At 63.1% G+C, this 26,428-nt stretch carries 25 protein-coding genes; 2 read left to right on the forward strand and 23 right to left on the reverse strand.

The window, feature by feature from the left end; genetic code table 11:
* Nucleotides 1-240 precede the first annotated feature (240 nt).
* The 14 genes from O7B34_RS26695 to O7B34_RS26760 form a co-directional block, all read right to left on the reverse strand.
* Nucleotides 241-1,506 (reverse strand): ABC transporter substrate-binding protein, encoded by a 1,266-nt coding sequence (locus tag O7B34_RS26695; protein WP_337148831.1) that lies wholly within the window; start codon nt 1,504-1,506, stop codon nt 241-243.
* Nucleotides 1,507-1,532: 26 nt separating this feature from the next.
* Nucleotides 1,533-2,363: a carbohydrate ABC transporter permease gene (locus tag O7B34_RS26700; protein WP_337148832.1), complete on the reverse strand. Its 831-nt coding sequence runs from the start codon at nt 2,361-2,363 to the stop codon at nt 1,533-1,535.
* Complete coding sequence (locus tag O7B34_RS26705) at nt 2,360-3,283, reverse strand: carbohydrate ABC transporter permease (protein ID WP_027141535.1); 924 nt, start codon at nt 3,281-3,283, stop codon at nt 2,360-2,362. The genes O7B34_RS26700 and O7B34_RS26705 overlap by 4 nt, the downstream gene beginning before the upstream one ends.
* Nucleotides 3,276-4,433, reverse strand: coding sequence for an ABC transporter ATP-binding protein (locus tag O7B34_RS26710; protein ID WP_337148833.1), 1,158 nt, complete (start codon nt 4,431-4,433; stop codon nt 3,276-3,278). Before O7B34_RS26710 ends, O7B34_RS26705 begins: the two co-directional genes overlap by 8 nt.
* Nucleotides 4,430-5,266, reverse strand: a complete 837-nt coding sequence (locus O7B34_RS26715) for a metallophosphoesterase family protein (RefSeq protein WP_337148834.1) — start codon at nt 5,264-5,266, stop codon at nt 4,430-4,432. Before O7B34_RS26715 ends, O7B34_RS26710 begins: the two co-directional genes overlap by 4 nt.
* Before the next feature lie 143 nt (nt 5,267-5,409).
* Nucleotides 5,410-5,640 carry a GNAT family N-acetyltransferase gene (locus tag O7B34_RS26720; protein WP_337148835.1) on the reverse strand — a complete coding sequence of 77 codons (231 nt, stop codon included), beginning with the start codon at nt 5,638-5,640 and terminating at the stop codon, nt 5,410-5,412.
* Between the two features lie 3 nt (nt 5,641-5,643).
* Nucleotides 5,644-5,940, reverse strand: coding sequence for a hypothetical protein (locus O7B34_RS26725; RefSeq protein WP_337148836.1), 297 nt, complete (start codon nt 5,938-5,940; stop codon nt 5,644-5,646).
* A gap of 23 nt (nt 5,941-5,963) precedes the next feature.
* Nucleotides 5,964-6,371 carry a carboxymuconolactone decarboxylase family protein gene (locus tag O7B34_RS26730; protein WP_337148838.1) on the reverse strand — a complete coding sequence of 136 codons (408 nt, stop codon included), beginning with the start codon at nt 6,369-6,371 and terminating at the stop codon, nt 5,964-5,966.
* Nucleotides 6,372-6,769: 398 nt separating this feature from the next.
* A complete protein-coding gene (locus O7B34_RS26735) occupies nt 6,770-8,266 on the reverse strand; it encodes a sugar ABC transporter ATP-binding protein (protein WP_337148839.1) in 1,497 nt (498 codons plus the stop codon).
* Entirely contained in the window at nt 8,266-9,318 is a 1,053-nt protein-coding gene (locus tag O7B34_RS26740; RefSeq protein WP_337148840.1) for a hypothetical protein, read from the reverse strand. Before O7B34_RS26740 ends, O7B34_RS26735 begins: the two co-directional genes overlap by 1 nt.
* Nucleotides 9,315-11,438 (reverse strand): ABC transporter permease, encoded by a 2,124-nt coding sequence (locus tag O7B34_RS26745; RefSeq protein WP_337148841.1) that lies wholly within the window; start codon nt 11,436-11,438, stop codon nt 9,315-9,317. The genes O7B34_RS26740 and O7B34_RS26745 overlap by 4 nt, the downstream gene beginning before the upstream one ends.
* A 91-nt stretch (nt 11,439-11,529) precedes the next feature.
* The gene (locus O7B34_RS26750; RefSeq protein WP_337148842.1) at nt 11,530-12,555 is read right to left on the reverse strand and encodes a sugar ABC transporter substrate-binding protein; all 1,026 of its coding nucleotides are present in this window, start codon (nt 12,553-12,555) and stop codon (nt 11,530-11,532) included.
* Between the two features lie 88 nt (nt 12,556-12,643).
* The gene (locus tag O7B34_RS26755; protein ID WP_337148844.1) at nt 12,644-13,630 is read right to left on the reverse strand and encodes an ABC transporter permease; all 987 of its coding nucleotides are present in this window, start codon (nt 13,628-13,630) and stop codon (nt 12,644-12,646) included.
* A 273-nt stretch (nt 13,631-13,903) separates the two neighbouring features.
* Nucleotides 13,904-15,337: a DHA2 family efflux MFS transporter permease subunit gene (locus O7B34_RS26760; protein ID WP_337148846.1), complete on the reverse strand. Its 1,434-nt coding sequence runs from the start codon at nt 15,335-15,337 to the stop codon at nt 13,904-13,906.
* A gap of 115 nt (nt 15,338-15,452) precedes the next feature.
* Between O7B34_RS26760 and O7B34_RS26765 the strand changes: the two genes are divergently transcribed.
* On the forward strand, nt 15,453-16,454 hold the full coding sequence (locus tag O7B34_RS26765; RefSeq protein WP_337148848.1) for an ornithine cyclodeaminase family protein: 1,002 nt from the start codon (nt 15,453-15,455) through the stop codon (nt 16,452-16,454).
* Nucleotides 16,451-17,968 (forward strand): HAL/PAL/TAL family ammonia-lyase, encoded by a 1,518-nt coding sequence (locus tag O7B34_RS26770; protein WP_337148849.1) that lies wholly within the window; start codon nt 16,451-16,453, stop codon nt 17,966-17,968. Before O7B34_RS26765 ends, O7B34_RS26770 begins: the two co-directional genes overlap by 4 nt.
* Here the strand turns inward: O7B34_RS26770 and O7B34_RS26775 are convergent.
* The 9 genes from O7B34_RS26775 to O7B34_RS26815 all read right to left on the reverse strand — a co-directional run bounded on the left by O7B34_RS26775 (nt 17,933) and on the right by O7B34_RS26815 (nt 26,427).
* Complete coding sequence (locus O7B34_RS26775; RefSeq protein WP_337148850.1) at nt 17,933-18,733, reverse strand: 3-methyl-2-oxobutanoate hydroxymethyltransferase; 801 nt, start codon at nt 18,731-18,733, stop codon at nt 17,933-17,935. The two genes, O7B34_RS26770 and O7B34_RS26775, sit on opposite strands and share 36 nt — an antisense overlap.
* Before the next feature lie 58 nt (nt 18,734-18,791).
* Nucleotides 18,792-19,103: a MocE family 2Fe-2S type ferredoxin gene (locus tag O7B34_RS26780; protein ID WP_337148851.1), complete on the reverse strand. Its 312-nt coding sequence runs from the start codon at nt 19,101-19,103 to the stop codon at nt 18,792-18,794.
* 28 nt (nt 19,104-19,131) lie between these two features.
* Entirely contained in the window at nt 19,132-20,214 is a 1,083-nt protein-coding gene (locus O7B34_RS26785) for a fatty acid desaturase family protein (protein ID WP_337148942.1), read from the reverse strand.
* 85 nt (nt 20,215-20,299) lie between these two features.
* Complete coding sequence (locus O7B34_RS26790) at nt 20,300-21,481, reverse strand: aldose 1-epimerase family protein (RefSeq protein WP_337148852.1); 1,182 nt, start codon at nt 21,479-21,481, stop codon at nt 20,300-20,302.
* Nucleotides 21,482-21,491: 10 nt separating this feature from the next.
* Nucleotides 21,492-22,274, reverse strand: a complete 783-nt coding sequence (locus O7B34_RS26795) for an ATP-binding cassette domain-containing protein (protein ID WP_027141519.1) — start codon at nt 22,272-22,274, stop codon at nt 21,492-21,494.
* A 2-nt stretch (nt 22,275-22,276) separates the two neighbouring features.
* Nucleotides 22,277-23,281, reverse strand: a complete 1,005-nt coding sequence (locus tag O7B34_RS26800) for an ABC transporter permease (RefSeq protein ID WP_246673646.1) — start codon at nt 23,279-23,281, stop codon at nt 22,277-22,279.
* A 58-nt stretch (nt 23,282-23,339) separates the two neighbouring features.
* Complete coding sequence (locus tag O7B34_RS26805; protein WP_337148854.1) at nt 23,340-24,284, reverse strand: sugar ABC transporter substrate-binding protein; 945 nt, start codon at nt 24,282-24,284, stop codon at nt 23,340-23,342.
* Between the two features lie 56 nt (nt 24,285-24,340).
* A complete protein-coding gene (locus O7B34_RS26810) occupies nt 24,341-25,255 on the reverse strand; it encodes a sugar phosphate isomerase/epimerase family protein (RefSeq protein ID WP_337148855.1) in 915 nt (304 codons plus the stop codon).
* Between the two features lie 74 nt (nt 25,256-25,329).
* Entirely contained in the window at nt 25,330-26,427 is a 1,098-nt protein-coding gene (locus O7B34_RS26815; RefSeq protein ID WP_337148856.1) for a Gfo/Idh/MocA family protein, read from the reverse strand.
* Nucleotide 26,428: the final 1 nt, after the last annotated feature.

Here is a 26,428-nt window from a genome sequence, read left to right on the forward strand (position 1 = left end):
ACTGGATGGAGGCCAACCGATACATCAATATGGACGATCTGCGCGAGCACAAAAAACTCGCTCTACGCCAAGCCGCATGACCAGCACCATGGCCGCCCAATTTTGCAGAACTTGACGCACACAACCGTTCCCTGGAATATCCCTCATCCGACCTCGCTTCGCGAGGCCACCTTCCTGGGCGAGTCACGGGCCTCGCCCGCCCTTCGGACCCCACAAGGGGAGAAGGGAAGACCACAGCCCTTACTGCGTCGGCAGCATGCCTTCGACATCGCTTGCCGCGTCAGTGAGCGCTTCCTTCGGGGTCGCCGACTGGTCGACGATCCGCGACAGATTGTCGACGATGGTCTGCGTCACCTTCACACCGTTGGTGCCCGGGAAAGCATACCACGGTATCATCCGCGGCATCTGGCTGAGCCCGGCCTGGAAGAGCGGGTTCTTCTTGTAGAAATCGCCGAGATATTCCGGCGCTTTCGCCGCGAGCTCATTGTTGGGGACATAGCCCGTGCCGGGCACGACGACCGATGCGCCGTAGGGACCAGCGGCGAATTTCGCGAACTTCCAGGCGGCGTCCTGCTTTGCCGCATCCTTGGTCAGGATGACCACGGCGTTGCCGCCGGTCGGAAGATGGCCGTTGATTGGATCGATCAGCGGGATCTTGGCCGTGCGCAGCGTGAACTTGTCACCGACATTCTTGATGGTGTTGACCAGGGCGCCGGTGGTCTGGAATTCGAAGCCGACCTTGCCGGCCGCGAAAGCCTGCTCGCCCGCCGGCTTGGTGAAGACCGGCATGCCGCCCTCCTTCACCATCCGCTGCAGGATTTCCATTGCCTTCTCGCCCTCCGGCCCGTTGAAGGCGACCTTGCTTTCGTCCTCGTTCAGCATCTTTCCGCCAGCGCCGAACAGCAGCGCCGAAAACATCCAGTCGTCGCCCTGCCAGCGGAAATCGATGCCGTCGACGCCATTGCCGAGCGCCTTGATCTTGCCGCCGAGCGCGATGACCTCGTCCCAGGTCTTGGGCGGATTGTCCGGATCGCCGCCCGCGGCTTTCACCAGGTCGGCATTGTAATACATGATCGGGTTGGAGGTGGCGAAGGCGAGGCCGACCTGCTTGCCGTTGACCTGCGCCAGCTTCAGGATCGTGTCGGAGAAGCCGAGCTCCGCCATATTGCCTTCCTTCTTGACCAGCGGGCCAAGATCGACGGCAACGTCGCGCTCGTTGAGCATCCGCAGGCGGTTGAGTCCGATGAAGGTGATGTCGGGCATTTCGTCGGTGCCGGCCTGGCGAAGGATGGTCTGGATGCCTTCCTCATAGGTGGCGGACGGGCTGGCGAACTGGATCTTGATGTCAGGATTTTCTTCCATGAACTTCTTCGAGATCGTGTCCATCACGTTCTTGAAGAAGCCGGGCATCGGGTAATGAACCGTCAGCGTCGTGTCGGCATAGGCCGGAAGGGCGAACGCCAGCGAAACCGCCGCCGCTGCGAGAATCCTGGGAAATTGCTTCATATGCTCGTGCTCCTGGTTCGACCCGGTCAGCCTTTGAGACCGGTCATGGTGATGCCTTCGACGAAGCGCTTCTGTGCGAACAGGAAGGCGACGACGAGTGGAAGCGTGATGATCAGCGTGGCGGCCATCAGCGCGCCATAGTCGTCGCCTGCCTCGGCGGCGCGGAAATACATCAGGCCGAGCGGCGGCGTGGCGTAGCCCTGCTTGCTGACGACGATCAGCGGCCAGTAGAGATCGTTCCAGTGCGCGACCACCGAGAAGATCGCGAACGCGGTGACGGCCGGCCAGGCGTTGGGGACGATGACGCGCGCGACGATTCCGAGTTCGGACATGCCGTCGAGCCGCGCCGCGTGGATGAGGTCGTCAGGCATGGCGCGGAAGAACTGCAGGAACATGAAGATCGCGAACACCGAGATGGTGAACGGCGCCACCAGCGAGGTGTAGCTGTTGAGCAGCGACATCCTGTCGAAGGCGACGTAGAGCGGCAGCGCCGTGGCATGGATCGGCACCAGCAGGCCGAGCATGACCAGCACCATCATCAGCCGAGCGGCGCGGAACTTCAGCTTGGCCATGGCGTAGGCGCAAGGAATGGCGACCAGCACCTGGAAGAAGAAGATCAGGCCGCAGACGACAACGCCGTTCCACAGCAGCGTTGCCATCGGCACCTTGCTCAGCGCCTTGGCGAAATTCTCGGCGAAATAGAAATGCTCGGGGATGAGCGACAGCGACGAAGTGAAGATGTCGCTCTGCGTCTTGCCCGCGGTCGAGATCATGAAGATGTAAGGCGCAAGGATCATCAGCGCGCCGAGCGAAAGCAGCGCGAAACGGATGATGCGGCCGGCCGGGATGCTGGTCATGTGTAGTGCACCCGCCGGTCGAGCACGCGGTATTGGAGAAGCATCAGCACGACGAGGATCGCCAGGAAGACGACCGTCATTGCCGAGGCATAGCCGACGCGCAGATAGACGAAACCTTCCTGGTAGATGGTGAACAGCAGCACTTCGGAGGCCTTGTTGGGGCCGCCATCGGTCAGCATCTTCACGGTTTCGAAGACCTTCACCGCATTGGTGATGCTGATGGTGACGACGAACAGCGTCGTCGGCCCGAGCATCGGCCAGGTGACCAGGAAGAACCGGTCGAGCGCCGATTTCGCGCCGTCGACATGTGCGGCGGCATAGAGTTCGCGCGGGATCGCCGTCAGGCCCGCCAGGAACAACACCATGTTGAAGCCGACCGACTGCCAGACGCCGATGATCGACAGGCTGTAGAGCACGGTGCTCGAGGCGCCGAGCCAGTTCGGACCGGGAATGCCGGCGAGCGCAAGCAGCGCGTTGAGCGGTCCGATCGTCGGATGGAAGAGGTACTGCCAGACAGTCGCCATGGCGACGATCAGCGAAGCCACAGGCAGGAAATAGACGGTGCGGAAGAAGCCGCGCGCGCGCGGTTCGCCTTCGATCAGCAAGGCAACGCCGAGACCGAGCACGATCGAGACCGGCGCAACGATCGCGGTATAGACTGACGTGTTCCACAGCGATCTGCGGAAGGTGCGGTCGGTCAGGAGATGCGCGTAGTTCTCGAAGCCGACCAGGCGAAATTTGCCATAGCCGAGCTCGAAATCGGTGAAGCCGAGAAAAATAACGGCGACCACCGGCAGCAGCACGAACAGCAGCAACAGCACGATCGCCGGAGCCGCCAGCAGCCAGGCGGTGCGATCCTCGCTGCGCCTGTGGAGGGCCGCGGCGCTCGGGACATTGCCCGCCAGCGCGATACTAGACATAGGCCGGCTCCTGGCGTGCGGGCGTAGCACTCGCGGTGCGCAGCCGCCGCCCCTCCGGCCCGAAGACCATCGCCTGTTCAGGTGCCAGAAGGACAACCACCGGCATTCCCGCAATGAGCTCCCTCGCCTCGTGCGGCGCCAGCTTGGCGATGACGATGTCGCCGGTCGCGTCGAGCCGGCAATAGGCAACGACCTCCGACCCGAGGAATTCCAGACGCTCGATCCGCCCGGCAAGGCCGCTCCGCCCGCTGGGAGACAGTTTGACGAATTCAGGCCGGATGCCGAGGCTGACCGGGCCATTCGCCACCTTCTCCAGCAAGGCCAGCCTGATGCCCTCGAAACTGACCCGACCGTTTTCGGCGAGCGCCGGTATGACGTTGATCCTTGGCTGGCCGACGAAGCGCGCAACCTCGATATGGGCGGGATCGTTGTAGATCGCTTCGGGCGCGGCCAGCTGCAGCAGGTTGCCGCCAATCATCACCGCCACGCGATCGGCCATCGAAAGCGCTTCGGCCTGGTCATGCGTCACATAGAGCGTCGGCACGCCGGCGCGGCGGTGCAGTTCGACGATCTCGCCGCGGGCATGGACGCGCAGATTGGCGTCGAGATTGGAAAGCGGCTCATCCATCAGGAAGATGCTGGGGTGGCGCACCATGGCGCGTGCCAAGGCCACGCGCTGCCGCTGCCCGCCCGACATCTGTCCCGGCTTGCGGTCGAGCAGATGATCGATCTTCAGCACGGTTGCCATCTCGCGGACATCGCGCGAAATCCCGGCGCGGATCTCTTTCTGGCCCGGCAGGACCGAGCCGACCAACGGCAGCCGCTGCGTCCGGCTCAGCCGCTTCATGGCCAGTGGAACCGCGATGTTCTGGCTGGCCGTCAGATGCGGATAGAGCGCGTAGGACTGGAACACCATGGCGATGTTGCGATCGGCCGCGGCGACCGCCGACATGTCCTTGCCGCCGACGAAAATCTCGCCGCTGTCGGCATGATCAAGGCCCGCGAGGATGCGCAGCAGGGTGCTTTTGCCGCAGCCCGAGGGGCCGACCAAGGCGATGAACTCGCCCGCTTCGACGTCGAGGCTGACGCCGTTCAGGACGGCATTGCCGCCAAAGGACTTGTTCAGATCGCGAAGCGAGAGCGCGCTCATGATGCGACCTTCCCGCGGACCTTGTGCGCCTCGTGCGGGTAGACCTCCTCGACCACGTCGTCGAGGAGGGGGACGCTCATACCTGGGATTGCGACGATCTCGCTGGTGACTGCGTCGCCGAAATCATGCACGACCGCACCGAGCAGCCGCTCGCCCGGCATGTCGCGCTCCATGTCGCCGACGACGAAGGCTGCCGATGGCCCCCATACCAGCGCGGTGTTTTCGTATTTGCCTTGCCATGCCCGGTGCAGGTGACCGCTGGCGAACAATGCAACATCATGGGAACCGATCAGGTCATAAAGACGCTGGCGCTGTGCCGGCCTGACGCTCCAATAGCCGGTGTCGCCCTCACCCGGCTGATCGATGAACAACGGCTTGTGGGCGAAAAGCGCGACGCGAGGGCCGCCGCGGCTTTCCAGCACAGTCCGCAACCATTCGAACTGGGCCTCTTCCTCGGCATCATCAAAGCCCATCAGCAGGCTGTCGAGGCCGATAAATCGCCAGTTTCCAGCGTCCTCCATCCAGTAATCGGGACCGACCAGCCGGCGCCAGCGCTCAAGACGTTCCGCATTGACCGGCTGCAACGAGCCGGGCAGATGGCCGACATCGTGATTGCCAGGCACGAGCAGCATCGGGACCGAAATCTCCCGCATCAGGTCCATGCAGAAGCTGATGTCGGCATCCTTGTCGGCGCCATCGACGCTGAGGTCGCCGGTGTGGATGACGAGATCGGCGCCGCTTTGCGCGATCCACGCGGCCAGCGGCTCCCAATTGCCGTTGAAATGCGGCTTGGTCGGGCTGAAATGGGTATCGGTGATCTGGACGATTTTCATGCCGGCTCCACTGCGAAAGCCGGCTGCCGGAAAAACCACCGGCGAGCGACTTCGCGTGGGGTCTCCTTAGAGCCGTTACATGTCACTTCCTTAACAGGCTGGGGACAAATTTTCCTTCCACGCCTGCCGAACGCATGGCGTGTTCACAGCAGCCGGCCCAGGACGTGGACCATATGCGTTTTGGCACCGATAGTGACCGGCCCTGCCAACCGCACCTGTTCGAAGCCTTGTCCTTGCCAAAAGCGAAGGGCTTGTTCATTCTCGGTGATCACGCCGAGTTCCACGCGTTCGACCTGCTGGGACTTCAGCCATCTGAAAAAGTCGTGGCAAAGTACCCGCCCCAACCCTCCCCTACGAAACGCTTTGTCGATCATAAGCTATGCAATCCACCAGCACCCCGCGCGCGGATAATCGCGATCACAGGCCAGCAATCCGACAAGTTCACCACTGATTGTTTTCAATCCGAATACGAACTTGTCTGCTTCCACCCTGTTCGGTGGAAAGCTCTCAAACTCTTCCTTTGCATTGGCCGCATTGGGCGGTTGACCTGTTTCCAGCACGACATAGTCCGAGCAGGCCTGGTACAGCGGCACCAGCCTCGACGCGTCAATACCAGCCAGCCCTTCGATCTCGTATCCGCGGAGCGAAATTGGAAATGTTGTGACTTTGTCCATGGAAGTCCTGCCCGGAAGCTCCCTCACTTCACCTCGAATTGCGGATCGACAGGGATCTGCATGGCCGTGACCAGATGATTGGTCTGGCCAGCGAGCCCGATGATCGAGATCAGTTCGCCATGCTGTACATCGGTCATGCCCTTGGTCCGCGCTGCCGCCGTGTGCGAATGAACGCAGTAGGAACAGCCATTGGCCGTCGATACCGCGATATAGATCATTTCCTTGGTCAGTGGGTCGATGGCGCTGTCGGCGACCATCACCATCTTCAGCTGCTCCCAGATGCGCTTCAACGCCGCCGGATCATTGGCGAGCCCCCGCCAGAAATTGTTGACGAAGTCCGATTTGCGCGTCGCCCTGATGTCGTCGAACACCGCCTTCACTACCGGGATCTTCTCCACCTCGGCGTCGCTGAGGAGTCTTGTGGTGGCCATGGTCTGGTCCTTTCGTCTGTATCGATGAATTAGGCCGTCGAATCACGTCTCGAGCAAATACGGCTAACCAACTTTTTTGACTCAGTTTTGGCGCTCAATGCACGGGACCTTGAAGGTTGGCCGAAGCACCTAAAACTTCGTCATCCCTGGGCGAAGCAGGAGCGAAGCTCCGTCGCGGAGACCTTGGGATCCATGCCGCGACCTTAGTTGTAGAGCGCAGCGGAGCAGAATCCTGCCCCGTGGCAACGCACCGGAGTCCCGGCATGGATCCTGGGGTCTGCGCCGCGTCGCTTCGCTCCTTGCTTCGCCCCAGGATGACGAAGTGATCGTCGTGTCGGCTAATCTCCGAAGTCTGCAGCAAAGATTGTCAGACATATCGGGTATTCCTCGAACACACCCTAATGCACCGCCGCATACATGATCTTCTCCTCCGTCGCCTCCGCCGGGGAAAACTCCTCGACGATGCGGCCCTGCCGACACACGAGAATCCGGTCCGACAGGTTCATGATCTCCGGCAAATAGGACGAGATGACAACGACCGCGAGGCCCTCGCCGGCCAGCCTGTTGATGATCTGGTGGATCTCGGCGATGGCGCCCACATCGACGCCGCGCGTCGGCTCGTCGAATATGACGATGCGCGGCTTCTGTACCAGCCCCTTGCCGATCACCACCTTCTGCTGGTTGCCGCCGGACAACTCGACCACGCGCGCATTGTCGTTGATCGCCTTGATGTTCAGCGTCTTGGTCCATTCGGCCGAAAGCTGACGCATCTCCTGCTGGTTGATCACCCAGGCCTGTTCGCGGCCCGCCGCCAGCAGCCCGCCGAACAGGTTCTCGGCAATGCCCATCGTTTCGAAGATACCTTCGCTCTTGCGGTCCTCGGTGACATAGACGATGCCGTCCGCCACCGCTTCGCTCGGTACGAGGTAGCGCACCGGCCTGTCGTCCAGCTCGATCGCCCCACCGCGCAAAAAATCGCGCTTGTAGATGCCCGACACGATCTTGAAGGTCTCGGTGCGGCCGGAACCGATCAGCCCGAACACGCCGGTGATCTGGCCTTCGAAGATCGAGAAGGAATTGTTGCGCACGACATTGCTCATCGAGATGTCCTGCACCGAGAGCACCTTCTTGCCGGCCTTGCGCAGCTTGGCTTCGTCGCGCTGGCGATAAATCTGTCCCGACAGCGTTCGCCCAACCATGGCGGCGACGATCTTGTCGCGGTCGAAGGTTGATGTGTCGTCAGTGATGACCAGTTCGCCGTCTCGCAGAATGGTGATGCGGTCGGCGATCATCAGAGCCTCTTCGAGAGCATGGCTGATGAAGACGATCGACACACCGTTCGCCTTCAGCCGCCGGATCAGCGCGAAGAAATGCCGCTTCTCCTCTGGCGTCAGCGTCGCCGTCGGCTCGTCGAAGATGATGATCTCGGCATTGTGGTGCACGGCGCGCGCGATCTCGACCATCTGCCGCTTGGCGGCGCCCAGCGTCGCCACCATGGCGTTGGGATCGACCGGAAAATTCAGCGACTGCAGGAACTGCTGTGCTGAAATATACGTGCCACGCAGCCGGTTGAGGAATTTTTCAGTACCGAGATAGAGGTTTTGCGCCACCGTCATCGACGGCACCAGGCTGGTCTCCTGGAACACCATGGCGATGCCGGCCTCGAGCGCCGCATGCGGCGAGGCGTAGGCGATCTCCCGCCCCTTGTGGAACATCTTGCCCGACGTGGCATCGACCACACCGGCGATGATCTTGGTCAGTGTCGACTTGCCGGCACCATTCTCGCCGAGCAGCGCATGGATTTCGCCCTTGCGTAGCTCGAAGCTGACGTTCTTCACCGCGGGCACGCCGCGGTAATTCTTGGTGACGTTTTCGAGGCGAACGATCGGTTCCATCAGAAACCTCCCGAGGCAAGGTCGACGGCCAGCACGCAATCGCCACCCCTGGAAGCAATGAACAGCTCGCCGCCTTTCTCCACCACGCTGCAGATGCCGTGGCGCGTGCCGTTGGCGCGGCTGTGCAGGCTGAATTGTGGTTGCATCTCCCGGTCGAGCCGGACCACCAGCCCGTAGGAGCGGCTGGGCGACCACGGCTTGTGAATGCCCATCGTGCGGATGCCGCCGCATTGCAGCGGCTCGAGGAAACTGCGGTTTGATGCCAGCGCCGGGGCAATCCAGTAGGCCGGCGGCACCTGGTCGATCATGTCCTGACGGTAATGCGTCTCCTGCAGCACGAATTCGATCAGCCGGTTGCGTGGGGCGAACAGCGTCAGCCACGCCCCGCCTTCGCCAGCAGGCGACAGCCGCGCGGGATAGCCGGGCAGATGCGTCAGCACCGTCGAGCGGTTGCCGGTCGCGCCATCGAAGCGGACAAGCTGGTGGCGCCAGCTTTCGCTGACCAGCACATTTCGCCCGACTGGATGCAGCCCATAGGGAAAGGCGATGTCGCCGGCCACTTTGCGGAACTCACCACCCGCCGCCCGCGCCCAAAGCGAACCGGACGCGCCCTTCTTCATCAGGTCGGCGGCCCATTGCGACGGCGCGAATTCGGCCGAACCATTGGCCAGCCACAGCGTACCATCTCCTGCATAGGCAAGCGCGGTGATGCAGCCAATCCCTGCCGGCAAGGACAACTCCCTGCCCGCGATCAACAGCTTGCCGCTCTCCAGCCCCACCGTCAGTTCGCCTGAAGGCGACAGCGCCAGCGCCGTGACTGGAGACGGAAAGATCTCGACTGCGACAGGTGCTACACCGACAGTAATCGCGCAGACGGCGTTGCCGCTGGAGGCCAGCAGCCGGCCATCGGCAAGCAGCAGATTGTCCGGCTCGGTCAGCTCGGCGAATGCCGGCGCATCATCGAGCCGCGTGTTGGGGCGGAAGGCGCCGTCGAGCGGCGGGATGGTCACCGCCTTGCCACGAAACATATCCAGGATCGGATCGAGGATCATGGCTTCGCTCCCCAGTAGGAGGCGGGGCTGGTCCAGCTCGGGTCGGCGCCGGCAATTTTGTAGCGGCCGATGCGATTGTTGAGGATGCCGCCGACGAAGAGATATCCCTTGTGCTCGCGCATCGAGGTGACCATCGGGTGCGCACCGCCTGTCAAGTCGCCCATCGCCTCTACGATGCCGCCCTTTTCGTTGAATTTCACCACGCCGCCGGTGTTGATGTTGGGAAACAGCCATTCGTCCTGCGGCAGCCGGCGCGTCATGCGCTTGCGCATGTCGGGATGGCGCAGCGAGAGGTCGAAGCTCGGCGTGCGCATGCCCAGCCACGCCATCCAGTAATTGCCGTCCGACGCCCGGTTGATGTTGTCGGGATAACCCGGCATGTCGCGGATGACGCATTCGGCGGTGCCGGCCTTCGGCCCGTCCAGCCAATAGCGGTGCACCCGGCAGGCCCAGCTTTCGGCGAAGAACAGCGACTTGCCGTCATGCGCCATGCAGACACCATTGGTGTAGCGGTAGCCGTCGAGCAGCGTCTTCGTCGACCCATCCCTGGGATCGTAGACCAGCAGCCGGCCTGTGGCGCGGTTTTCGATCGAGTCCAGCGCCCAATCATGGGCATCATACCGCTTGGTCGAGTCCGTAAAATAGATGCGGCCATCCGGCGCGATGTCGCAATCATTGGGATCGCGCAGCCGCGCATCGTCGACGATCGACGTCCAGGAGCGCGACGTCTCCGCCGACAGCCGTTTCACTTCGCGCTGCGGCGAAACCGAATACAGCCCCATGGCTCCGACGCAGCTGATCAAATTGCCCGACTTGTCGAAAGCCAGCCCCAGCGGAAACCCGCCAATATGGGCGAACACTTCCGACCTGACATAGTCCGGCGCGAAGAAGCGGACGATCTCGCCATGGCGCGTGCCGCAATAGAGATTGTCATCGCGGTCGAGGATGACGTCTTCTGGCCCTTCCAGCTCACCGAGCCCGATATGGTCCGCAGCCGATAGTCGGTTGTCGAGGGCATAAGGCGTGCCGGAGCCCGGCACCGCGGACTGTGTTTTGCCCATCTTGAGATAGACCGGCGCGACATAGACCTCGTTGAGCACCTTGTGGCGGTTCTTCAGCCAGCGGATGTCGATGGTCACCGCCACCGCCAGCATGATGCCCAGTACCATCTGGTTGGTGCCGGTGCCGTAGCCAAGCCGGATCAGCCCATTGGTCATGGTGAGCACGATGATGGCGCCCATCAGGCCCTTGATCACCGAGCCGCGCCCGCCGCCGAGGCTGACGCCGCCGACCACCGCCGCCGTCAGCGCCATGATCTCGAGGTTGAGGCCTGTGCCCGGCCCTGCCCCGCTCAGGCGGCAAGCGATGAGAAAGCCGCCGATCGAGGCGCAGAAACCGGAAAAGACATAGGTCATGAACACGGTGCGGCGCACCCGGATGCCGGCATTGTGCGCCGAGCGCCGGGAGCCACCCACCGCCAGCACATGCCAGCCGGGACGTGAGCGTGTCAGCGCGATATGGGTGACGATGGCAAGGATGATCGCCAGCCACACCGAAACGGACAGGCCCCAGAAAGTGCTGTCGCCGATGAAATCGAGCACGTCGGACGTAGCGGTCGAAAGCTGTACGTCGGCGGCATAGGTGGTGACCAGGATGTCGAACAGCGCCCGTCCGAAGATGAAGGTGACCAGCGTGGTGAGGAAGGCACGCAGCCGCAGGTACCCGACGAGATAGCCGTTGATCGCGCCGAAGACGAGACCGGTGGCGAGCGAGGCGGCCAGCGCCAGCCAGATCGATTGTTCGAGGATGAAGAAGACATAGACCGCGGAAAAGCAGGACAGCGCGAAGATCGAGCCGACCGAGAGATCGATGCCGCCGCCAAGCATCACCACCGTCATGCCGGTGACCACCATCGAGAATTCGCCGAGTTGCCGGGTCGATTCCTGCAGCGAGGAGAGTTTGAAGAAGCCTGGAATGATCGAGCCGAATACGCCGAGCGTCGCCACCAGCGCCAGGAACGGAATGGCGTTGTCGGTCCAGCGCTTGGTCAGGATCTCGCCGACCAGATGGTCGGGCACGAGATTGTAGCGCCAGGACTGCAGGCGTTCGCGAAAGGTCATCAGGTCACTGCGGGCACGAGAGAACAAGGAAAGAGAAGAGGTGGCCGGAATTGTCCGGCCACCTTGCTGATATCGGTTGAAGGCAATCGGCTTACTTCGCCGCCGCTTCGGCCTGCAGCGCCTTCAGGTCCCAGCAGCTGTCCGGCTTGAGATCGGCCTTCGTCGTCGCCTTCTCCAGCGTATAGATGTAGGTGTGCGAGGTGCCGGCCGGCTGGCCGCTCTGCAGCAGGAATTTGATGATAGCGTTTATGTCGCCCGACTGCCGGGCAAGTTCCGTCATGACAACGGCACCGTAAGTGCCGTCCTGCAGCTTGTCGCAGTCGGCCGCCTTTTCGCCGCCGCCGGTCGTGACCAAAAACACCTTGCCGTCGAGCTTGGCGTCGCGGATCGCGGCGGATGCGCCGGTCGCGTCACCATCCCAGAAGTCGATGATCGAGCAGATGTCCGGGTTCTGCTGCAGCATGGTCGTCGTCACGTTGCGCGAGGTCGTGGCATCCCAGTTGGAGTCGGGCTTGGCCACGACCTTGAAGTCGGGATGCTTGTCCAGCACCTTCATGATGCCGGCATACTGGTAGAGGCTGGAAGAGTTGGCCTGGTCGCCCTGCACCAGCCCGATCTTCTTGGATGAGTTCTCGCCGCAGCCCTTGATCGCGGCCTCCGCTTCGAGCTGGCCGAGCCGGTCCCAGTCGCTGCCGACGAAGGCGTCGGCGGGGAAATTCGCCGGATTGTCGACGAGGATCACATAGGTGCCGGCGGCCTGCGCCTTCTTCATCAGCTTGGAATAGGAGTTGAGGTCCGGCGCATGGATGATCAGCACATCGGGCCTCGTGTCCGACGAGATCGCATCGGTGATCGCCTGCGCTCCGGCATCGACCACCCAGTTCGGATCACGCGTCTCGAACGTGCCGCCCCAGGCCTCGACCTCCTTCTTCAGGTAATGCGCCCAGCCCTGCGCCAGGTCGAAGCCCATCGCCAGCGGCACCAGCATGACGCGCTTGCCTTTCAGCGCTTGCGCATAGGCAGCGGGGCCTGGATCGTCCGCGGCGAAGGTCGGTGCCACGAAGGCGGTGACGGCAAGGGCCGTGGCCGCCGCCATGAGTGTTCTGATCAGTTTCATGTGTCATCCTCTGGTTCGGTTTTCATTGCCGGCCGATCGCCCCCGATCGCGCCGGGTACCCCGAGCAAGATGGGCTAGCCCATCTGCTCTAAATGTCGCCCTGCTGCGCTGTCTGTTCGTCACGTGGATTGATGATGCCGTCGACGATGATGGCGCCAAGCAGGATCGCCGCCTTGATCAGGTTTTGGTAGAGCAGCGGAATATCGATGATAGTCATGGCGTTGAGCAGGATGCCGATGAGTGCTGCCCCGACCAGCACGTTGCGCACCCCGCCTCGCCCGCCCGACAGCCCGATGCCGCCGATCACCGCCACCAGCACGATGTCGTAGAGCAGCGTCGAATTGACGACGCGCGTGTTGATCGAATGCAGGCTGGCCGCGGTCAAAAGGCCGGCGATCAGTGCCACGAAAGCGGACAGCACATAGCGCAGCACCAGCATCGGCCGTACCGGAATGCCGATATTGCGCGCCGCGACCGGATTGTCGCCGGCGAAATAGATATAGCGGCCCCATTTGGTGTAGCGCAGGAACAGGAAGAACAGGAAGGCGAGACCCGCGAAGACGAACACCTCGATCGGGACGTCGAGGAAGCGCAGGCCGCCGAGCAGTTCCACCCAATGGCCCTGCGGCACCGGCACCGCGTCCTGGGTGATCAATTGCGAACGGACATAGCCGAAGACGAAGGAGCCGGTCGCCAGCGTGACGAAGATCGCCGGCACATCGGCGTAGGCGACGAGAAAGCCGTTGAGCAGGCCGATGGCGAGCACGCCGGCCAGCACATAGGTGAAGGCCAGTCCATCCGGCGTTCCGGTATTGAGCAGTTGCAGATACCAGGCGACCGACATCGCCATGATCGCCACCGCCGACAGGTCAATGCCGCGGCCGATGATGACGACCGCCATGCCCAGCGCCAGAATACCCAGCACCGAGACCGAGCGGACGATGGCGACAAGATTGTTGGGATCGATGAAGCCAGGCAGGCCTATAGCCGCGGCAACGAACAGCACCACCGCTATGGCAAAGACAATGCCTTCCTGATTCAGGCTCCTGAAGTTCAGCCAGCCGCCGATGTTCATTGTCTGCTTTCACCCCGGTGGCAGCGCTGCCATCCCTGGGAGAGAAAGCTAATCGGCTCAGCGCCGCTTCGTCAAATGAATCCGCGTTCAAAAGGCGGGCTGGCGATGAGATTCGCAAAGTGGACGCATTGATTGCCGAATCTGGCGCAATGCCCGGAAACTCCTGCGCTTTTGGCAATTGTTTGCGTCATCGTCGGTGCCTGCGAAGATACCGCATCAAGCCGAAAGGCGAAGACGGAATTTAACCCCTGCGATCGGCGGGAAAATTCGATTTCAGTTTCCGGCAATATGGCCCGAGACCTCGGCGCCGGCGGTCTTCGGCAACACCAGGAAACGGAACGACGAAACCAGTCCGATGACGCCGATCACCAGGAAGGCTGCTCGAAAATCGACGAGATCGAGCGCCGGCCGGTCCCTGGCGATCTGCGACAGGTTGAGGATCGCCGCCGCCACGGCAACGCCGAACAGCATCGCCACCTGCTGCAGCATCGACGACAATGTCGCCGCGGAGCTGCGCTGCCCAGCCGCGATATCGGCGAAGGCCAGCGTGTTGAGCGCGGTGAACTGCATCGAGCGCGTCAGGCCGGCGATCAGCATCAACGCCACCACCAGGCCCTGAGGCGTCTGCGGCGAGATCGCCGCGCACGCCATGATCGATGCGGACGCGATGATGCCGTTGACGACCATCACCGAGCGAAAGCCGAAGCGGCGCAGCGTCGGCGTCGTCACCGTCTTCATGCCGAGATTGCCGAGGAAATAGGCCAGGATCATCATGCCGGCATCGACCGGCGATAGCCCGAAGCCGACCTGGAACAGCAGCGGCAAAAGGAATGGCGTGGCGTTGATCGCCACCCGGAAGATGGTGCCGGCGGCAAGCGTCGAGATGGCGAAGGTCTGCACCCTGAACGAGGAGAGGTCGAGCAGCGGATACGGCGCGCGACGGAGATGCCGCACCGCGACCCAGCCGACGACGATGCCGGCAACGATCAGCCCCACCGTCGGCCAGGCGCCATCTTCCGGATGCGCGATGCGCTCGAGGCCATAGAGCAGGCAGGCGAGCCCCAGCGAGGTCAGGAAAAAACCCGGCCAGTCGAGTGGCTTGGCATCGGCTTCACGGTCGCCCGGGATGAAACGGGCGACCAGCGCCAGCCCGATCATGCCGAGCGGGATGTTGATGAAGAAATTCCAGTGCCAGGACAGATAGGTGGTGATGAAGCCGCCAAGCACCGGCCCGACGACAGGCGCGAACAGCGCCGGCCAGGTGATCAGCGCAGTGGCGTTGAGCAATTCGGATTTCGACGCGTTGCGCAGCACCAGGATGCGGCCGACCGGTGTCATCAGCGCGCTGCCCAGGCCCTGCACGGCACGGGCAACGACAAATTCGGTCAGGTTCTGCGAAAAGCCGCAGGCGAGCGAAGCCAGCGTGAACAGCGCGATTGCCGCGAGGAAAATGTTGCGTGCGCCAAAACGGTCGGCGAGCCAGCCCGACAGCGGTACGAACACCGCCATGGTCAGCATGTAGACGGTGATGCCGATGCTCATCGCCACCGCCGGCACGCCGAAGGAGGCGCCCATCTGCGGCAGCGAGGTCGAGATGATCGTCGAATCCAGCAGTTGCATGAAAAAGGCGATGGCGACGATCAGCGCCACACGCCGCGAATTCCCGGCTGGGTCGGCTGAAGCTTCGGTCTCGGAAATGGCAGTCATGACGGACCGCTTAGAACAGCATTTGGCCGACTGCGTCCAGACAACAGCCAACAAACTTTCGTGTCGCGCCGCGGCCTGTTATGGATGGGCGGGGTGGCCGAGGAACAGCGTGCGCATGAAGCCCATCTATATCGACTATCTCAATGCCCTGGACATCGAAGCGCTTGCCATGACCGATGCCGAGATCATCGGCGCGGTCGAGGCCGGGCTCGTTGCGCAAGGCAAGGGCCAGACGGTGATCGAGCCGCGTGTCCACCTCGAACCCGACCCATCCTTCCACGGCCATTTCAATGTTTTGCGCGGCTACGTGGCGCCGCTCGACACGGCCGGCGTGAAAATCGTCGGCGACTATGTCGACAACTATCTTCACGGCCTGCCGTCGGAATTCGGCATCCTCAATTTGTTCGACCCGCGCACCGGCACGCCGCGCGCCATCCTCGACGCCACCGTCATCACCGACATGCGCACCGGCGCCGTCACCGCCATCGGCGCCAAACACCTTGCTCGCAAGAATTCGAAGGTGCTCGCCCATATCGGCGCACGCGGCACCGCCTATTGGAACGTGCGCCTGCTCGACCATCTCTTCGATTTCGACGAAATCCGCGTCCATTCGCGCCGGCCGGAAAGCCGCGATGGCTTTGCAGCAAAACTCTCCGCCGATCTTGGCAAACCCGTCACTGCGGTCGCCGACTGGGAGAGCTGCGTCAAGGGCGCCGACATTGTCGTCGAAGCATCGCGCCTGCCCGAGCCGCAGCCGTTGCTGAAGACAGAATGGATCAAGCCGGGTGCGCTGGTCGTCCCCTATGGCACGATGAGCGCGGTGGAGCTGTCGCTGACCGACATCATGCAGAAGATGGTCGTCGACGATTGGGGCCAGTGCAAAGGAGGCAAGTTCGGCTCGCTGCGCGCCCATGTCGAGGCCGGACGGCTGAGCGAAGCAACGCTGCATGCCGAACTCGGCCAGATCGCCGCCGGCCTCAAGCCGGGACGGCAGAGTGACGACGAAACAATCCTGTTCTGGCATCGCGGCCTGTCGCTGTCCGACATTGCGCTCGGCAAGGCGATGCTGGCCAAGGCACAGGCGCAAGGCATCGGCCAAAGGTTGCGCTTCGCATGAGCACGCTCGTCCTCACCGGGGCTGGCGTCAGAATCGGCGATGTCGCCGCTGTCGCCCGCGAGGCGCGCAAGGTGGAAATCGGACCCGATGTCATTGGCAGGCTGGAGAAGGCGCGAAAAGTGCTCGATCAGGCCGCGGCCTCCGGCCAGCAGATCTACGGCCTGAACACCGGGCTCGGCGCCAATCTCGGCACATCGGTCGAGGGTGACGCCAGCGCCTTCCAGCGCCAGTTGCTCGAAGGCCGCAGCGGCGCGGTCGGTGAAGCGCTGCCGGTCGAGGCCGTGCGTGCCACCATGCTCGCCCGCCTGACAATGTTGTCGGCCGGCGGATCCGGCCTCTCCCCGTCAGTCTTTGTCGCCTTGGCCGATGCGCTCAACGCCGGCGTCCATCCGGTGATGCCGTCGCTGGGCTCGATCGGCGCCGGCGACCTGGTGCTGATGACGGCGCTTGCTCGCCTGCTGATCGGCGAAGGTGAAGCCGACTATCAGGGAAGGCGCATGCCGGCGGTCAAGGCGCTGATGATGGCCCGCCTCGGCCCCATCGGCCTGGCGCCCAAGGATGGGCTGTCGCTGATCAACGCATCCGCCGTCTCCGCCGGCAGCGGCGCGCTTGTTGTCACGGACGCGCTGTCGGCTCTTGCCCAACAGCAGCAGGCTGGCGCGTTGACCATGGAAGGGATCGGCGCCAACCGCGCCATCCTCGATCCCCGCCTGCACATGGCGCGGCCGGCCGCCGGCCAGCAGGAAGCCGCCAAGGCGCTGCACGATCTTCTCGCCCGCGACGAAGCGCCGGCGCCCACCACCATACAGGATCCGCTGTCGATCCGCTGCATGCCCTCGATCCATGGCGCGCTGATCGAGGCGATCGGCCAGGCAAGACGCGCCGTCGAGATCGAACTCAATGCCGCCGCCGACAATCCGCTGGTGCTGGGCGACGACGGCGTGGTGATGTCGACTGGCAACTTCCACACGGCGGCGCTGGCGCTCGCCTTCGAGACGCTGGGCCTCGCAATCGCGCAATGCGCCGCCGCCAGTGCCGCCCGCTTCATCCAGCTCACCGGTTCGGGCCGCAACGGCCTGCCCAAGTACCTGTCGCCGGTCGGTGGCGCCTCGGCAGGCTTCGTGCCGTTGCAGAAGACGGCGACATCGATCCTGGCCGCCATCCGCCACAAAGCCAATCCGGTGATGCTCGATTTCCTGCCGGTTTCGGAAGGCGTCGAGGATCACGCCACCCAGACGCCGCTGGCGATATCGAAATGCGCGGACATGATCGCGCTGTGGCGCCGGCTGATCGCTTTCGAACTGATGGCGGCGGCACAGGCAATCGACTTGCGTGAAGGGTTGACGCTGGCGCCACGCACATCAGCTGTCCACACGGCGATACGCGCGCTCGTTCTGACGCTGAAGGAGGACCGGCCGCTCGGCGTCGATACGGAAGCACTCCACGCCGCACTGGCCGGCGGTGCGTGGCAGCCGGCCTTATCCCCGGCCGACCTTGTCGAGGAACAGGCGTAGCTCGGCCGGATCCATGTGCACGATGTGCCGGTCCTCGGGATAGGCGCCGCTGTTGACGTCGGCGACATATTCGGAAAATGCCGCCACTCGCTCCGCCTGCAGCCGGTCATACTCAGGGGCGAAGTTGCGATAGACCTTGGAGTGGCGGGGCATGTGACCCCTGTTCTGGCCAAGGATGTCGTCGGCGAACAGATATTGCGCGTCGCAGCCCGTGCCCGCGCCCATCGACAGCATGATCAGCGAAGTGCGCTCCGAGATCGCCTTGGCGACCTCGACCGGCACCACCTCGATCTCGGCGCCGATGGCACCGGCCGCCTCCAGTTGCTTCACCGCCTCGAACACCTGCATCGCCGTGTCGGCGGACTTGCCGACCGCCTTGAAACCGCCGGTCCAGGTCGCGCGCGAAGGAATGAGGCCGACATGGCCGATGACGGGAATGGCATCGTCCGCCATCCGCTTGATGGTTGCGTAGCCGGCGCTGCAATACACCGCGTCGGCGCTTGCCTTATAGAGCCGGAAGGCCCAGCGAACGAAATCATCCGCGGTGCCGATTTCGAAGAAATTGTCGCCGGGCATGGTGAACAGGCTGGGTGCCGCATCGCGGTATTGCGGATTGAGCACCAGTTCGGGCGGCACCGAGACGATGTCGACCCCTGCCCGCTCGGCGGCCTCCGCCTCGTCCAGGGTCAGCACGCGCAACATGGTCAGCTGACGCTTGCCCTTCATGGCGCGCAAATCGGCGACGGTCGGTCTCTTTCGGCTCATTAAAACGTCCCTCTGTTGGTTACCATCGCGATGCCGATCGGTTGATCATGCCCGCGCTTCAGATCTGGATCATCACCTTACCGGCCTCGACCTTCACCGGGTAGGTCGCGAGGTTGACGCAGACCGGCGCGCCCTTGGCCTGGCCAGTCTTGTAGTCGAAGCGGCCATTGTGCTTGGGACATTCTATGATGTCGTCCATCACCAGCCCGTCGGCCAAATGCGCCCTTTCATGCGTGCAAAAACCATCGGTGGCGAAGAATTCGTCATCCGGGGAGCGATAGATCGCGAAGCTCCGCCCACCATGGTCGAAGCGGATCACATCCTCTTCCTCGACATCGTCCACCGCGCAAGCTTCAACCCAATCGGCCATTTCAATCTCCTGCAACCATTCGCGATCGCTATTCGGCCGCCGCCGACATATCGACCTCGTGGAATTCGCCGCGATAGGGCCTCGCCGTCGGCGGCAATTCGCGCTTGAGGTAGTAGTCCTCGTATTTCAGCTGCCTGAGCAGGATCGGCCAGACCTCGCGATAGGCATGCCACATCGAGGGATTCGGCTCGGGCAGATCATGCTTGATCAGTTCGTGCAGCCTGGGCAGCGCATGATAGGGCACCATCGGGAACATGTGGTGTTCCACATGATAGTTCATGTTCCAGTAGATGAACCGGCTGATCGGGTTCATGTAGACGGTGCGCGTGTTGAGCCGATGGTCGACGACATTGTCGGCCAAGCCGATATGCTGCAGCAGGCCGGTCGTCACCATGTGCCAGGTGCCGTAGAGGCGCGGCAGACCGATCAGCACCAGCGGTATCCATGACCTCAGCGCGATCGCGAGGGCGATTGTCGCCACATAGATCGCGACGTGCCAGCGGGCTGCGACCACGGCCTTATGCCGTTCCATCTCGGGGATATAGCTCTTCTCCTCGGCCGACAGCGTGCCGAATGCCTGGCGCACCAGCGTCGGCAGCGAATAGCGGAAATCGAGAATGCCGGTGAAGGCAAGCGCGGCCTTCAACAGATCCGGCGGACGCATGACGGCGATCTCGGCGTCGCGGCCGACGATGATGGTGTCGGTGTGATGGCGGGCATGGCTCCAGCGCCATTGCACGGGATTGCGCATCAGCATGAACGAGGCGATGTGGTAGACGACATCGCTCATCCAGCGCGTACGGAAGGCCGTGCCATGGCCGCATTCGTGCCAGCGCGAGTCGCTCGACGAGCCGTAGAGCACGCCGTAGACGAACAGGAACGGCACCATCCACCACGAACCCCAGAACCAGACGATACCGGCGGCCGAACCGAGGATCGCGACAATCCAGATGATGGTGTCGCGGATCGCCGGCCCGTCGGAACGCTGCATCAGTTCCTTCATCGCCTTGCGCGGGACGTCGGTGTGGTACCATTCGGCCGAGGCAAGCCCGGTCTCGATCGCCGCCCTGGTGCTTTCGCCGACAAGGCTGTAGTCGCGCTTTTTTGCCATCGTCGTCACACTGACCTCCAACCGTCGCGCACCGCTGGCAGTCCGGTCCGCCGGCCGGAGGGCTTGCTTTGGATAAATGTCGCGCTCATGTCCTGCCGGCCAGTCTTGGAAAGTTTCCGGAAGGCTGAGGATAATCCTGCACGGGCTGTCGGGCGATAGCCGCGATCCTGGCTTCGGCCGCTGCGATCTCACCGGCGCTATCGAGAACCCGGAACACCGCGTCGTACGCCCGGCTTTCGCCATGCTCCAGCCAGATCATCTCGCCGCGCTCGCGGGCGGCGAGATCACCGAGCACGTGGTGTGTCGATGGCTCTATGCCCAGCGCGTACTGCCCGGCCTGGAAATTCTGCCACTGATAGGCACACGGCAACTGGTCCTTGCGCGTCACCAGTTCGAGACCGAGCCCAATACGGTCGTTGACGACGGCCACCGGCACCTCGCCATGGGCATCGGCAGCCATCTCATGCTGCCAGACCTGCTCGCTGAAACCCATTTGCGGCGCCGGCGCCGCGCGATAGCCGACCCCCTGTGCCTCGTAGCGCTCGCCGGCATGGCAGGCCCAGACGACGTCGCGGATCGGCGCCAGATAGCGGGAGCCCTCATCCAGCAAGGGATGGCTGATATTGATGTGGTAGAAATACATATGCGGGGTGCGGTTGAAGCCGTGATTGACGACGCGGTCGGAAAGCCGGATCTCGTTGCCGCCGACATCGGCCTCGATGCGGCGGATGAGATGCAGATCCTCGCCGAACACCGTCGACTGCTGGACGAGGCCTTCGGCCCACAGCACGCAGCGGTCGCCGTCCCAACGCTCGCCATAGCCGGTGAGCCGCGCCGGGATCGTACCGACACGGCCATGCAGCGAATGGAGCACCGTCTTCTTGCCCGGGTAGTTGTAGCTGTCGGCCGGCACGTCTTCGCGGGCCAGAATATGATCGAGGCCACAGGTGACCAGCAGGCCGGAGAAAGAGCGCGCCCAGGCCAACCCCCCTTCCCCTTCATACTCATGCAGGCCGGGGTTGCGAAAACCGCTCGGCGAATGCCAGCCGATCGCCTGCCCCCTATAGTCGCAATCGGCGATGTCGAGCGCCCGGTCGACCAGCGCGGTGAAGCGCAGGCCCGAGCCGGTGCGGAATTCGAGCATGCGGATGCCGCGCTCCACACCGTCGCCGAGCGTCATCAGCCGCACGCCGGCGAATTGCGACAGCATGCCTGATCGCTCGGCCACTTGCCGGCGCGACAGCGTCTTGCCGTAGAGCTCTACCATGCGACGCCCTTCACTTTGCCCTCGCCTCCTTGAGCAGGGCCGACATGTCGGCGCCGGTGATGATGCTTTCCACGGTCAGCAGATCGGTGTCGGCGACCGTCTGTTCTGCGACGATCTCGCCCCGCCGCATGACGACGATGCGGTCGGCGACCTGGAAGACATGGTGGATGTTGTGGGTGATGAGCAGCACCGAATGGCCGGCGTCGCGCACCTCCTTGACGAAACGCAGCACGCCGTGGGTTTCCTCGACGCCGAGATTGTTGGTCGGCTCGTCGAGGATGATGACCTTGGCTGCAAACTGCATGGCGCGCGAGATGGCGATCGACTGGCGTTCGCCGCCCGACAACGTCGAGACCAGCGCGTCGGCGTCGAGCTTTTTGGAAATGCCAACGCGTTTCAGCAATTCTGAAGCGGCCTTGCGCAGCTTCGCGAGATCGAGCGGCGCGAACACGCCGAGCCAACCGAAATTGACCGGCTCGCGGCCGAGGAAAAGATTGCGCGCTATGCTGAGGTCCGGCGCCAGCGACGTGTCCTGGTGGATGGTCTCGATGCCGAGGTCCATCGCATCGCGCGTCGAGCGGATCGAGACCTTCTCGCCACGCACAAAGATATCGCCCCGGTCGACCGGAAACACGCCCGAGATCGCCTTGATCAGCGTCGATTTGCCAGCACCATTGTCGCCAAGCAGCGCCACCACCTCGCCTTCCCGCAGTGTCAGTGAGGCGTTCTTCAGCGCGCGCACGCTGCCGAAGGACTTTTGCAGGTTCTGCAGCCGAAGTACGTCTTGCATCATCGTCAGCCCCTTGCGGCGTTCTTCTGCAGCAAAGCGTGCAGGATGAGCATGGCGAGGATGATAAGGCCGACGAAGATGTTGTAGGCGAGCCCCGGCACGCCAATCAGCACGATGCCGTTTCGGATGGCGCGCAGCATCAGCGCGCCGACGATTGTGCCAAGGATGGTGCCGCGTCCGCCGGTCAGCGCCGTGCCGCCGACCACCACCATGGCGATCACCTCCAGCTCATAGCCGGTGCCGGCCACCGGCGAGGCGGCCGAGATGCGGAAGGCGCTGATCATGCCGGCAAGGCCGGCCAGCACCGAGGTCGCGATGAACAGCCAGATCTTCACGGTGTCGGCGGGAACGCCGCGCGCCACCGCCGCGTTGCGATTAGAACCGATGGCGCTGATCCAGTTGCCGAGCTTGGCGTAACGCAGGATGTAGATGGCAAACAGCGACAGGCCGATGAACCACCACAGCGAGGTATAGAAGCGGAACGAACCGATGTTGAAGCTGCCGGCGAGCAGCGTCACGAAGAAGCCCGGCTGGTCCCAGGATTTCAGCGGAAAGCCTTGCGTGATGTAGAGCGCTGCCCCGCGCACGACGAGCAGCATCGACAGCGTCACCAGGAAGGAGGAGATGCCGATCTTGGTGACGATCAGCCCGTTGATCGCGCCGATCGAGATGCACAGCACTAGTCCGGCCAGAAGCGCGACACCGATATCCACGCCGCCATTCTGCACCAGCAGCATCACCACGACTGGCGCCAGTCCAAACACAGCGCCTACCGAAAGGTCGAATTCGCCTGCCGTCAAAAGCAGTGTCATGCCGAGCGCGATGATGCCGAGCTCGGGCAGGAATGCCATCATGTTGGAGATGTTGAGCGGCGACAGGAAATTGGCGTCGGCGACAGCGAACACCGCCAGCAAAATGATGAGGATGACGAAGGAGGAGAATTGCGGCGAGCGCATCAGGCGGGATCTGCCCTTCACTCTCGGCGCGTCGTCTTCTGCGGCAATTGTCATGACTGCTTGGACCATGCTTGAAAGACGCCCGCCGCCTTGGCAGCGGGCGCTGGTTTTCTCATTTCTTGTCGTAGAGTTTCAGGATCGGCTCGACGCTGGAGGCATCGTACAGACCGAAAGTGTGGACGTCGTAGCCGATCGGCTCGCCAGAGGCGGCAAGCCCGAGCAGCGCCACCGGCATGAAGCCTTGCGCCGACGGGTACTGCCAGGCGGCGGCGTTGACGAAGCCGTCCTTGACGGCCTGCGCCGTTTCCTTGGAATTGCCCCAGCCGACGACCGGGATCTTGCCTGCCGGCACACCGGCGCCATCGAAGACGCGCTTGACGCTGGCCGCCACGGAATCGCCGAGCGCGATGATCGCCGGCGGATTGTTGCCGACCATGTAGTCGGTCATCTTGGCGATGATGCCGGCCGGATCGGTGCCGCAGTCGACCACGTCATATTTGATCCCCAACGGATCGAAAACACTGGCGATGCCCTCGGTCTCGAGTTGCTGGTAGCTGGCGCCGGGAACCTCGACCGGCAGGAAGACCTTGTCGCCCTGCTTCACCATCTTGTGGTCCACCAGATATTTGGCCCAGGTGACGCCGGCTTCCCTGAGGTCGGCCCCGACATAGGCCTGCCGTCCTGTCGCCGGATCGTCGGTGTTGAAGAACACGATCGGGATGCCGGCGGCCTTTGCCGCTTTCACCTCTTCGGTCCACAGGCCAGGCTGCGCCGACGTCGTGGCGATGCCGTCGGGCTTGGCGGCGAGCGCCGAGTTGAATGCCTCTTTTTGTGCCGCCATGTCGCCGCCGCTGAAGGAGATCTTGCAGGTCACCTTGAGCTGGTCGCAGGCCTTGGTCGCGCCGGCGTTCCAGTCGATCCAGAACGCATCCGACGGGCCGCCATGCGACAAGAGATAGAAGGTCTTCTGGCCGTCCTGCGCCTGCGCCGCCGTGCCAAGGACAACGCCGGCCAGCACTGTCGCGGCGGCCGCCAATTTCAATGCGAATTTCAACATTCTTTCCTCCCTTGTTTGTAGCCGCGCCGCCATGCACCGGGCGGCGCGGCCGGCCATCACAGGCCGTTGGCGCGGAATTTTCCATCGAGGAATGTCTTGGCGCGCGGTACGTCGTCCTCCGACAGATGCTCGATGATCACAGGGATGTTCGGATGCTTCTCGGCCAGCCGCTGGAGATAGAGGTCGTAATTCAGCGAACCGAGGCCGGGCGCCGGCAGCTCGATCTCGCCAACGCCGCGGAAGGTGTGGCTTTCCATCGCGTCGGCGTCGCCGATGTCGGCATGCTTCTCCGACTTGTCCTCGCCCGAGCGCTTGACGTCCTTGGCGTGCGCGATCTTGATCTTGTCGGTCAGCGTGTCGAACACCTGGTTCAGGATCTGATCCATCCGGTCGATGTTGTGGGTCTCGAAATAATTGGTCGGGTCCATCAGCAGGCCGAGGCCGGGATGGTCGACCTGCGCGAACATCTTCACCGTCTCTTCGACCGAGCCGACGACGTTGTTGACGTAGGTTTCGAGCAGGAACACCGCACCGTGGTCATAGGCCGTCTGGGCAAGGTCCGCGATCACCTTGCGGCACTCCTCGAACCCTTCCTCGGTCTTGTTCTTGGGGTGATGCACCCAGTCGGATTCGGTGTTGTAGGTGCCGGTTTCCGAAATCACGTAAGGCGAGCCGAACGCGCGCGCGTTGCGGATGATCTCCTTGAGGTAGCCGACGCGCTTGTCGCGCTCGGCCTTGTCGGGATGAATGATGTTGGTGTAGCCCGACACGCAGCAGACCGGCAGGTTGTGGTCGCGGAAGACGTCGCGCACCTTCTTGGCCTTGTCCTTGGTGATCTGGCCGGCCGACAGGTCGACATCCCTGAAATGCAGGTCGAGCTGCACCGTGTTGAAACCGAGCCCCCGGATTTTCTTCGCCGTCTCTTCGAGACCGTATGGGAAATAGCCCGTGAAAATGCCTGCCTGCATCATGATGTGAATTCCTCCCAGTAAGCGATTCAGTTGCCAGTGATTTCAGCTGCCGGTGATTTCAGCTGCCGGTGGTTTCAGCTGATTGAGTTTGTCGAGATTTCGGAGAGCTTGACGGTGCGGCCCGACGCGATCGAGCGGTAGCCCGCCTCGACCAGCGCCATGGTCTTGACGTTGTCGGCGACGGTGAGCGCCGGCGGCGTGCCGGTCTTCACGGCGTACTGCAACTGCTCCATCACGCCGATGAAGGCATGCGGAAACCACATCGTCTCCCAGCTTGGGCTGATCCATTCGCCGCCGGTCGTCTCGGCCGAGGCGTATGTCAGTGTCGAGGCGGCACCCGTCGGCCAGCCGATCGTGCCCTTGGCGACGCCCTTGGTGCCGTCGACACGCCAGTTGATGTGCTGATCGTCCTTGTAGCCGCCCTGGCGCGGACCCGACCATACGTCCTCCAGCGACACGGCGAGCACGCCGGACGGGAAGCGCAAGGTCGAGACGGTGATGCCGTCGGAATGGTCGAACGCCGTGCGCGGATCCTTGCGCGTCAGCGTCGTGATCTCGTCGGGATCACCGAACAGGAAGCGCAGCACGTCGAGGTGATGCACGCTCATATTGGCGAGCGTCAGCCGGTCATAGCCCTGAAGGAAGGTCTGCCAGTGCGGGATGGCATGCATGTCGATCTGCGCGAAGACGATGTCGCCCAGCGCGCCGCTGTCGATGATCTGCTTCAACACGCGCATCGACTGGTCGTAGCGCATGTTCTGGTTGACCGAGAGGATCTTGCCGGCCTTCTCCGCCTCGTCGCGCAGCCTGACGGCTTCCTCGACCGACAGCGCCAATGGCTTTTGGGCCAGGATCCCTTTGATGTGGCTCTGCTTCAGCGCATGGCGGATCAGCGCCGGCTGCTGGTCGGGCGGAAAGGCGAGGTCGATGATCTCGACGTTTGCGTCCTCGATCAGCTGTTCGGGCGTATCGTGGACGGTCGGGATGCTCCAACGGTCGGCGACCTTTTGCGCATTCGCCTTGGTGCGCGAGGCGATCGCCACCACCGGGAATCCCGCCTCCTTGTAGGCAGCCAGATGGCATTCGGCCATGATCATGCCGGCGCCGACGCAGCCGATCCGGTATTCCTTCGTGCGGACCTTCACGTCCGGCTCGAAGCCCTTGCTTGTCATG

This window comes from Mesorhizobium sp. Cs1299R1N3 (assembly GCF_037179625.1).
Taxonomy (GTDB): domain Bacteria; phylum Pseudomonadota; class Alphaproteobacteria; order Rhizobiales; family Rhizobiaceae; genus Mesorhizobium; species Mesorhizobium salmacidum.

Coding starts and splice junctions, on each gene's coding strand:
- O7B34_RS26730 (WP_337148838.1), bottom strand. CDS start 6,371: ATGGCCACCACAAGACTCCTCAGCGACGCCGAGGTGGAGAAGATCCCG.
- O7B34_RS26750 (WP_337148842.1), bottom strand. CDS start 12,555: ATGAAACTGATCAGAACACTCATGGCGGCGGCCACGGCCCTTGCCGTC.
- O7B34_RS26700 (WP_337148832.1), bottom strand. CDS start 2,363: ATGACCAGCATCCCGGCCGGCCGCATCATCCGTTTCGCGCTGCTTTCG.
- O7B34_RS26745 (WP_337148841.1), bottom strand. CDS start 11,438: ATGACCTTTCGCGAACGCCTGCAGTCCTGGCGCTACAATCTCGTGCCC.
- O7B34_RS26780 (WP_337148851.1), bottom strand. CDS start 19,103: ATGGCCGATTGGGTTGAAGCTTGCGCGGTGGACGATGTCGAGGAAGAG.
- O7B34_RS26740 (WP_337148840.1), bottom strand. CDS start 9,318: ATGATCCTCGATCCGATCCTGGATATGTTTCGTGGCAAGGCGGTGACC.
- O7B34_RS26710 (WP_337148833.1), bottom strand. CDS start 4,433: ATGAGCGCGCTCTCGCTTCGCGATCTGAACAAGTCCTTTGGCGGCAAT.
- O7B34_RS26725 (WP_337148836.1), bottom strand. CDS start 5,940: ATGGACAAAGTCACAACATTTCCAATTTCGCTCCGCGGATACGAGATC.
- O7B34_RS26800 (WP_246673646.1), bottom strand. CDS start 23,281: ATGACAATTGCCGCAGAAGACGACGCGCCGAGAGTGAAGGGCAGATCC.
- O7B34_RS26805 (WP_337148854.1), bottom strand. CDS start 24,284: ATGTTGAAATTCGCATTGAAATTGGCGGCCGCCGCGACAGTGCTGGCC.
- O7B34_RS26795 (WP_027141519.1), bottom strand. CDS start 22,274: ATGATGCAAGACGTACTTCGGCTGCAGAACCTGCAAAAGTCCTTCGGC.
- O7B34_RS26755 (WP_337148844.1), bottom strand. CDS start 13,630: ATGAACATCGGCGGCTGGCTGAACTTCAGGAGCCTGAATCAGGAAGGC.
- O7B34_RS26775 (WP_337148850.1), bottom strand. CDS start 18,733: ATGAGCCGAAAGAGACCGACCGTCGCCGATTTGCGCGCCATGAAGGGC.
- O7B34_RS26765 (WP_337148848.1), top strand. CDS start 15,453: ATGAAGCCCATCTATATCGACTATCTCAATGCCCTGGACATCGAAGCG.
- O7B34_RS26810 (WP_337148855.1), bottom strand. CDS start 25,255: ATGATGCAGGCAGGCATTTTCACGGGCTATTTCCCATACGGTCTCGAA.
- O7B34_RS26790 (WP_337148852.1), bottom strand. CDS start 21,481: ATGGTAGAGCTCTACGGCAAGACGCTGTCGCGCCGGCAAGTGGCCGAG.
- O7B34_RS26695 (WP_337148831.1), bottom strand. CDS start 1,506: ATGAAGCAATTTCCCAGGATTCTCGCAGCGGCGGCGGTTTCGCTGGCG.
- O7B34_RS26705 (WP_027141535.1), bottom strand. CDS start 3,283: ATGTCTAGTATCGCGCTGGCGGGCAATGTCCCGAGCGCCGCGGCCCTC.
- O7B34_RS26715 (WP_337148834.1), bottom strand. CDS start 5,266: ATGAAAATCGTCCAGATCACCGATACCCATTTCAGCCCGACCAAGCCG.
- O7B34_RS26770 (WP_337148849.1), top strand. CDS start 16,451: ATGAGCACGCTCGTCCTCACCGGGGCTGGCGTCAGAATCGGCGATGTC.
- O7B34_RS26815 (WP_337148856.1), bottom strand. CDS start 26,427: ATGACAAGCAAGGGCTTCGAGCCGGACGTGAAGGTCCGCACGAAGGAA.
- O7B34_RS26785 (WP_337148942.1), bottom strand. CDS start 20,214: ATGGCAAAAAAGCGCGACTACAGCCTTGTCGGCGAAAGCACCAGGGCG.
- O7B34_RS26760 (WP_337148846.1), bottom strand. CDS start 15,337: ATGACTGCCATTTCCGAGACCGAAGCTTCAGCCGACCCAGCCGGGAAT.
- O7B34_RS26735 (WP_337148839.1), bottom strand. CDS start 8,266: ATGGAACCGATCGTTCGCCTCGAAAACGTCACCAAGAATTACCGCGGC.
- O7B34_RS26720 (WP_337148835.1), bottom strand. CDS start 5,640: ATGATCGACAAAGCGTTTCGTAGGGGAGGGTTGGGGCGGGTACTTTGC.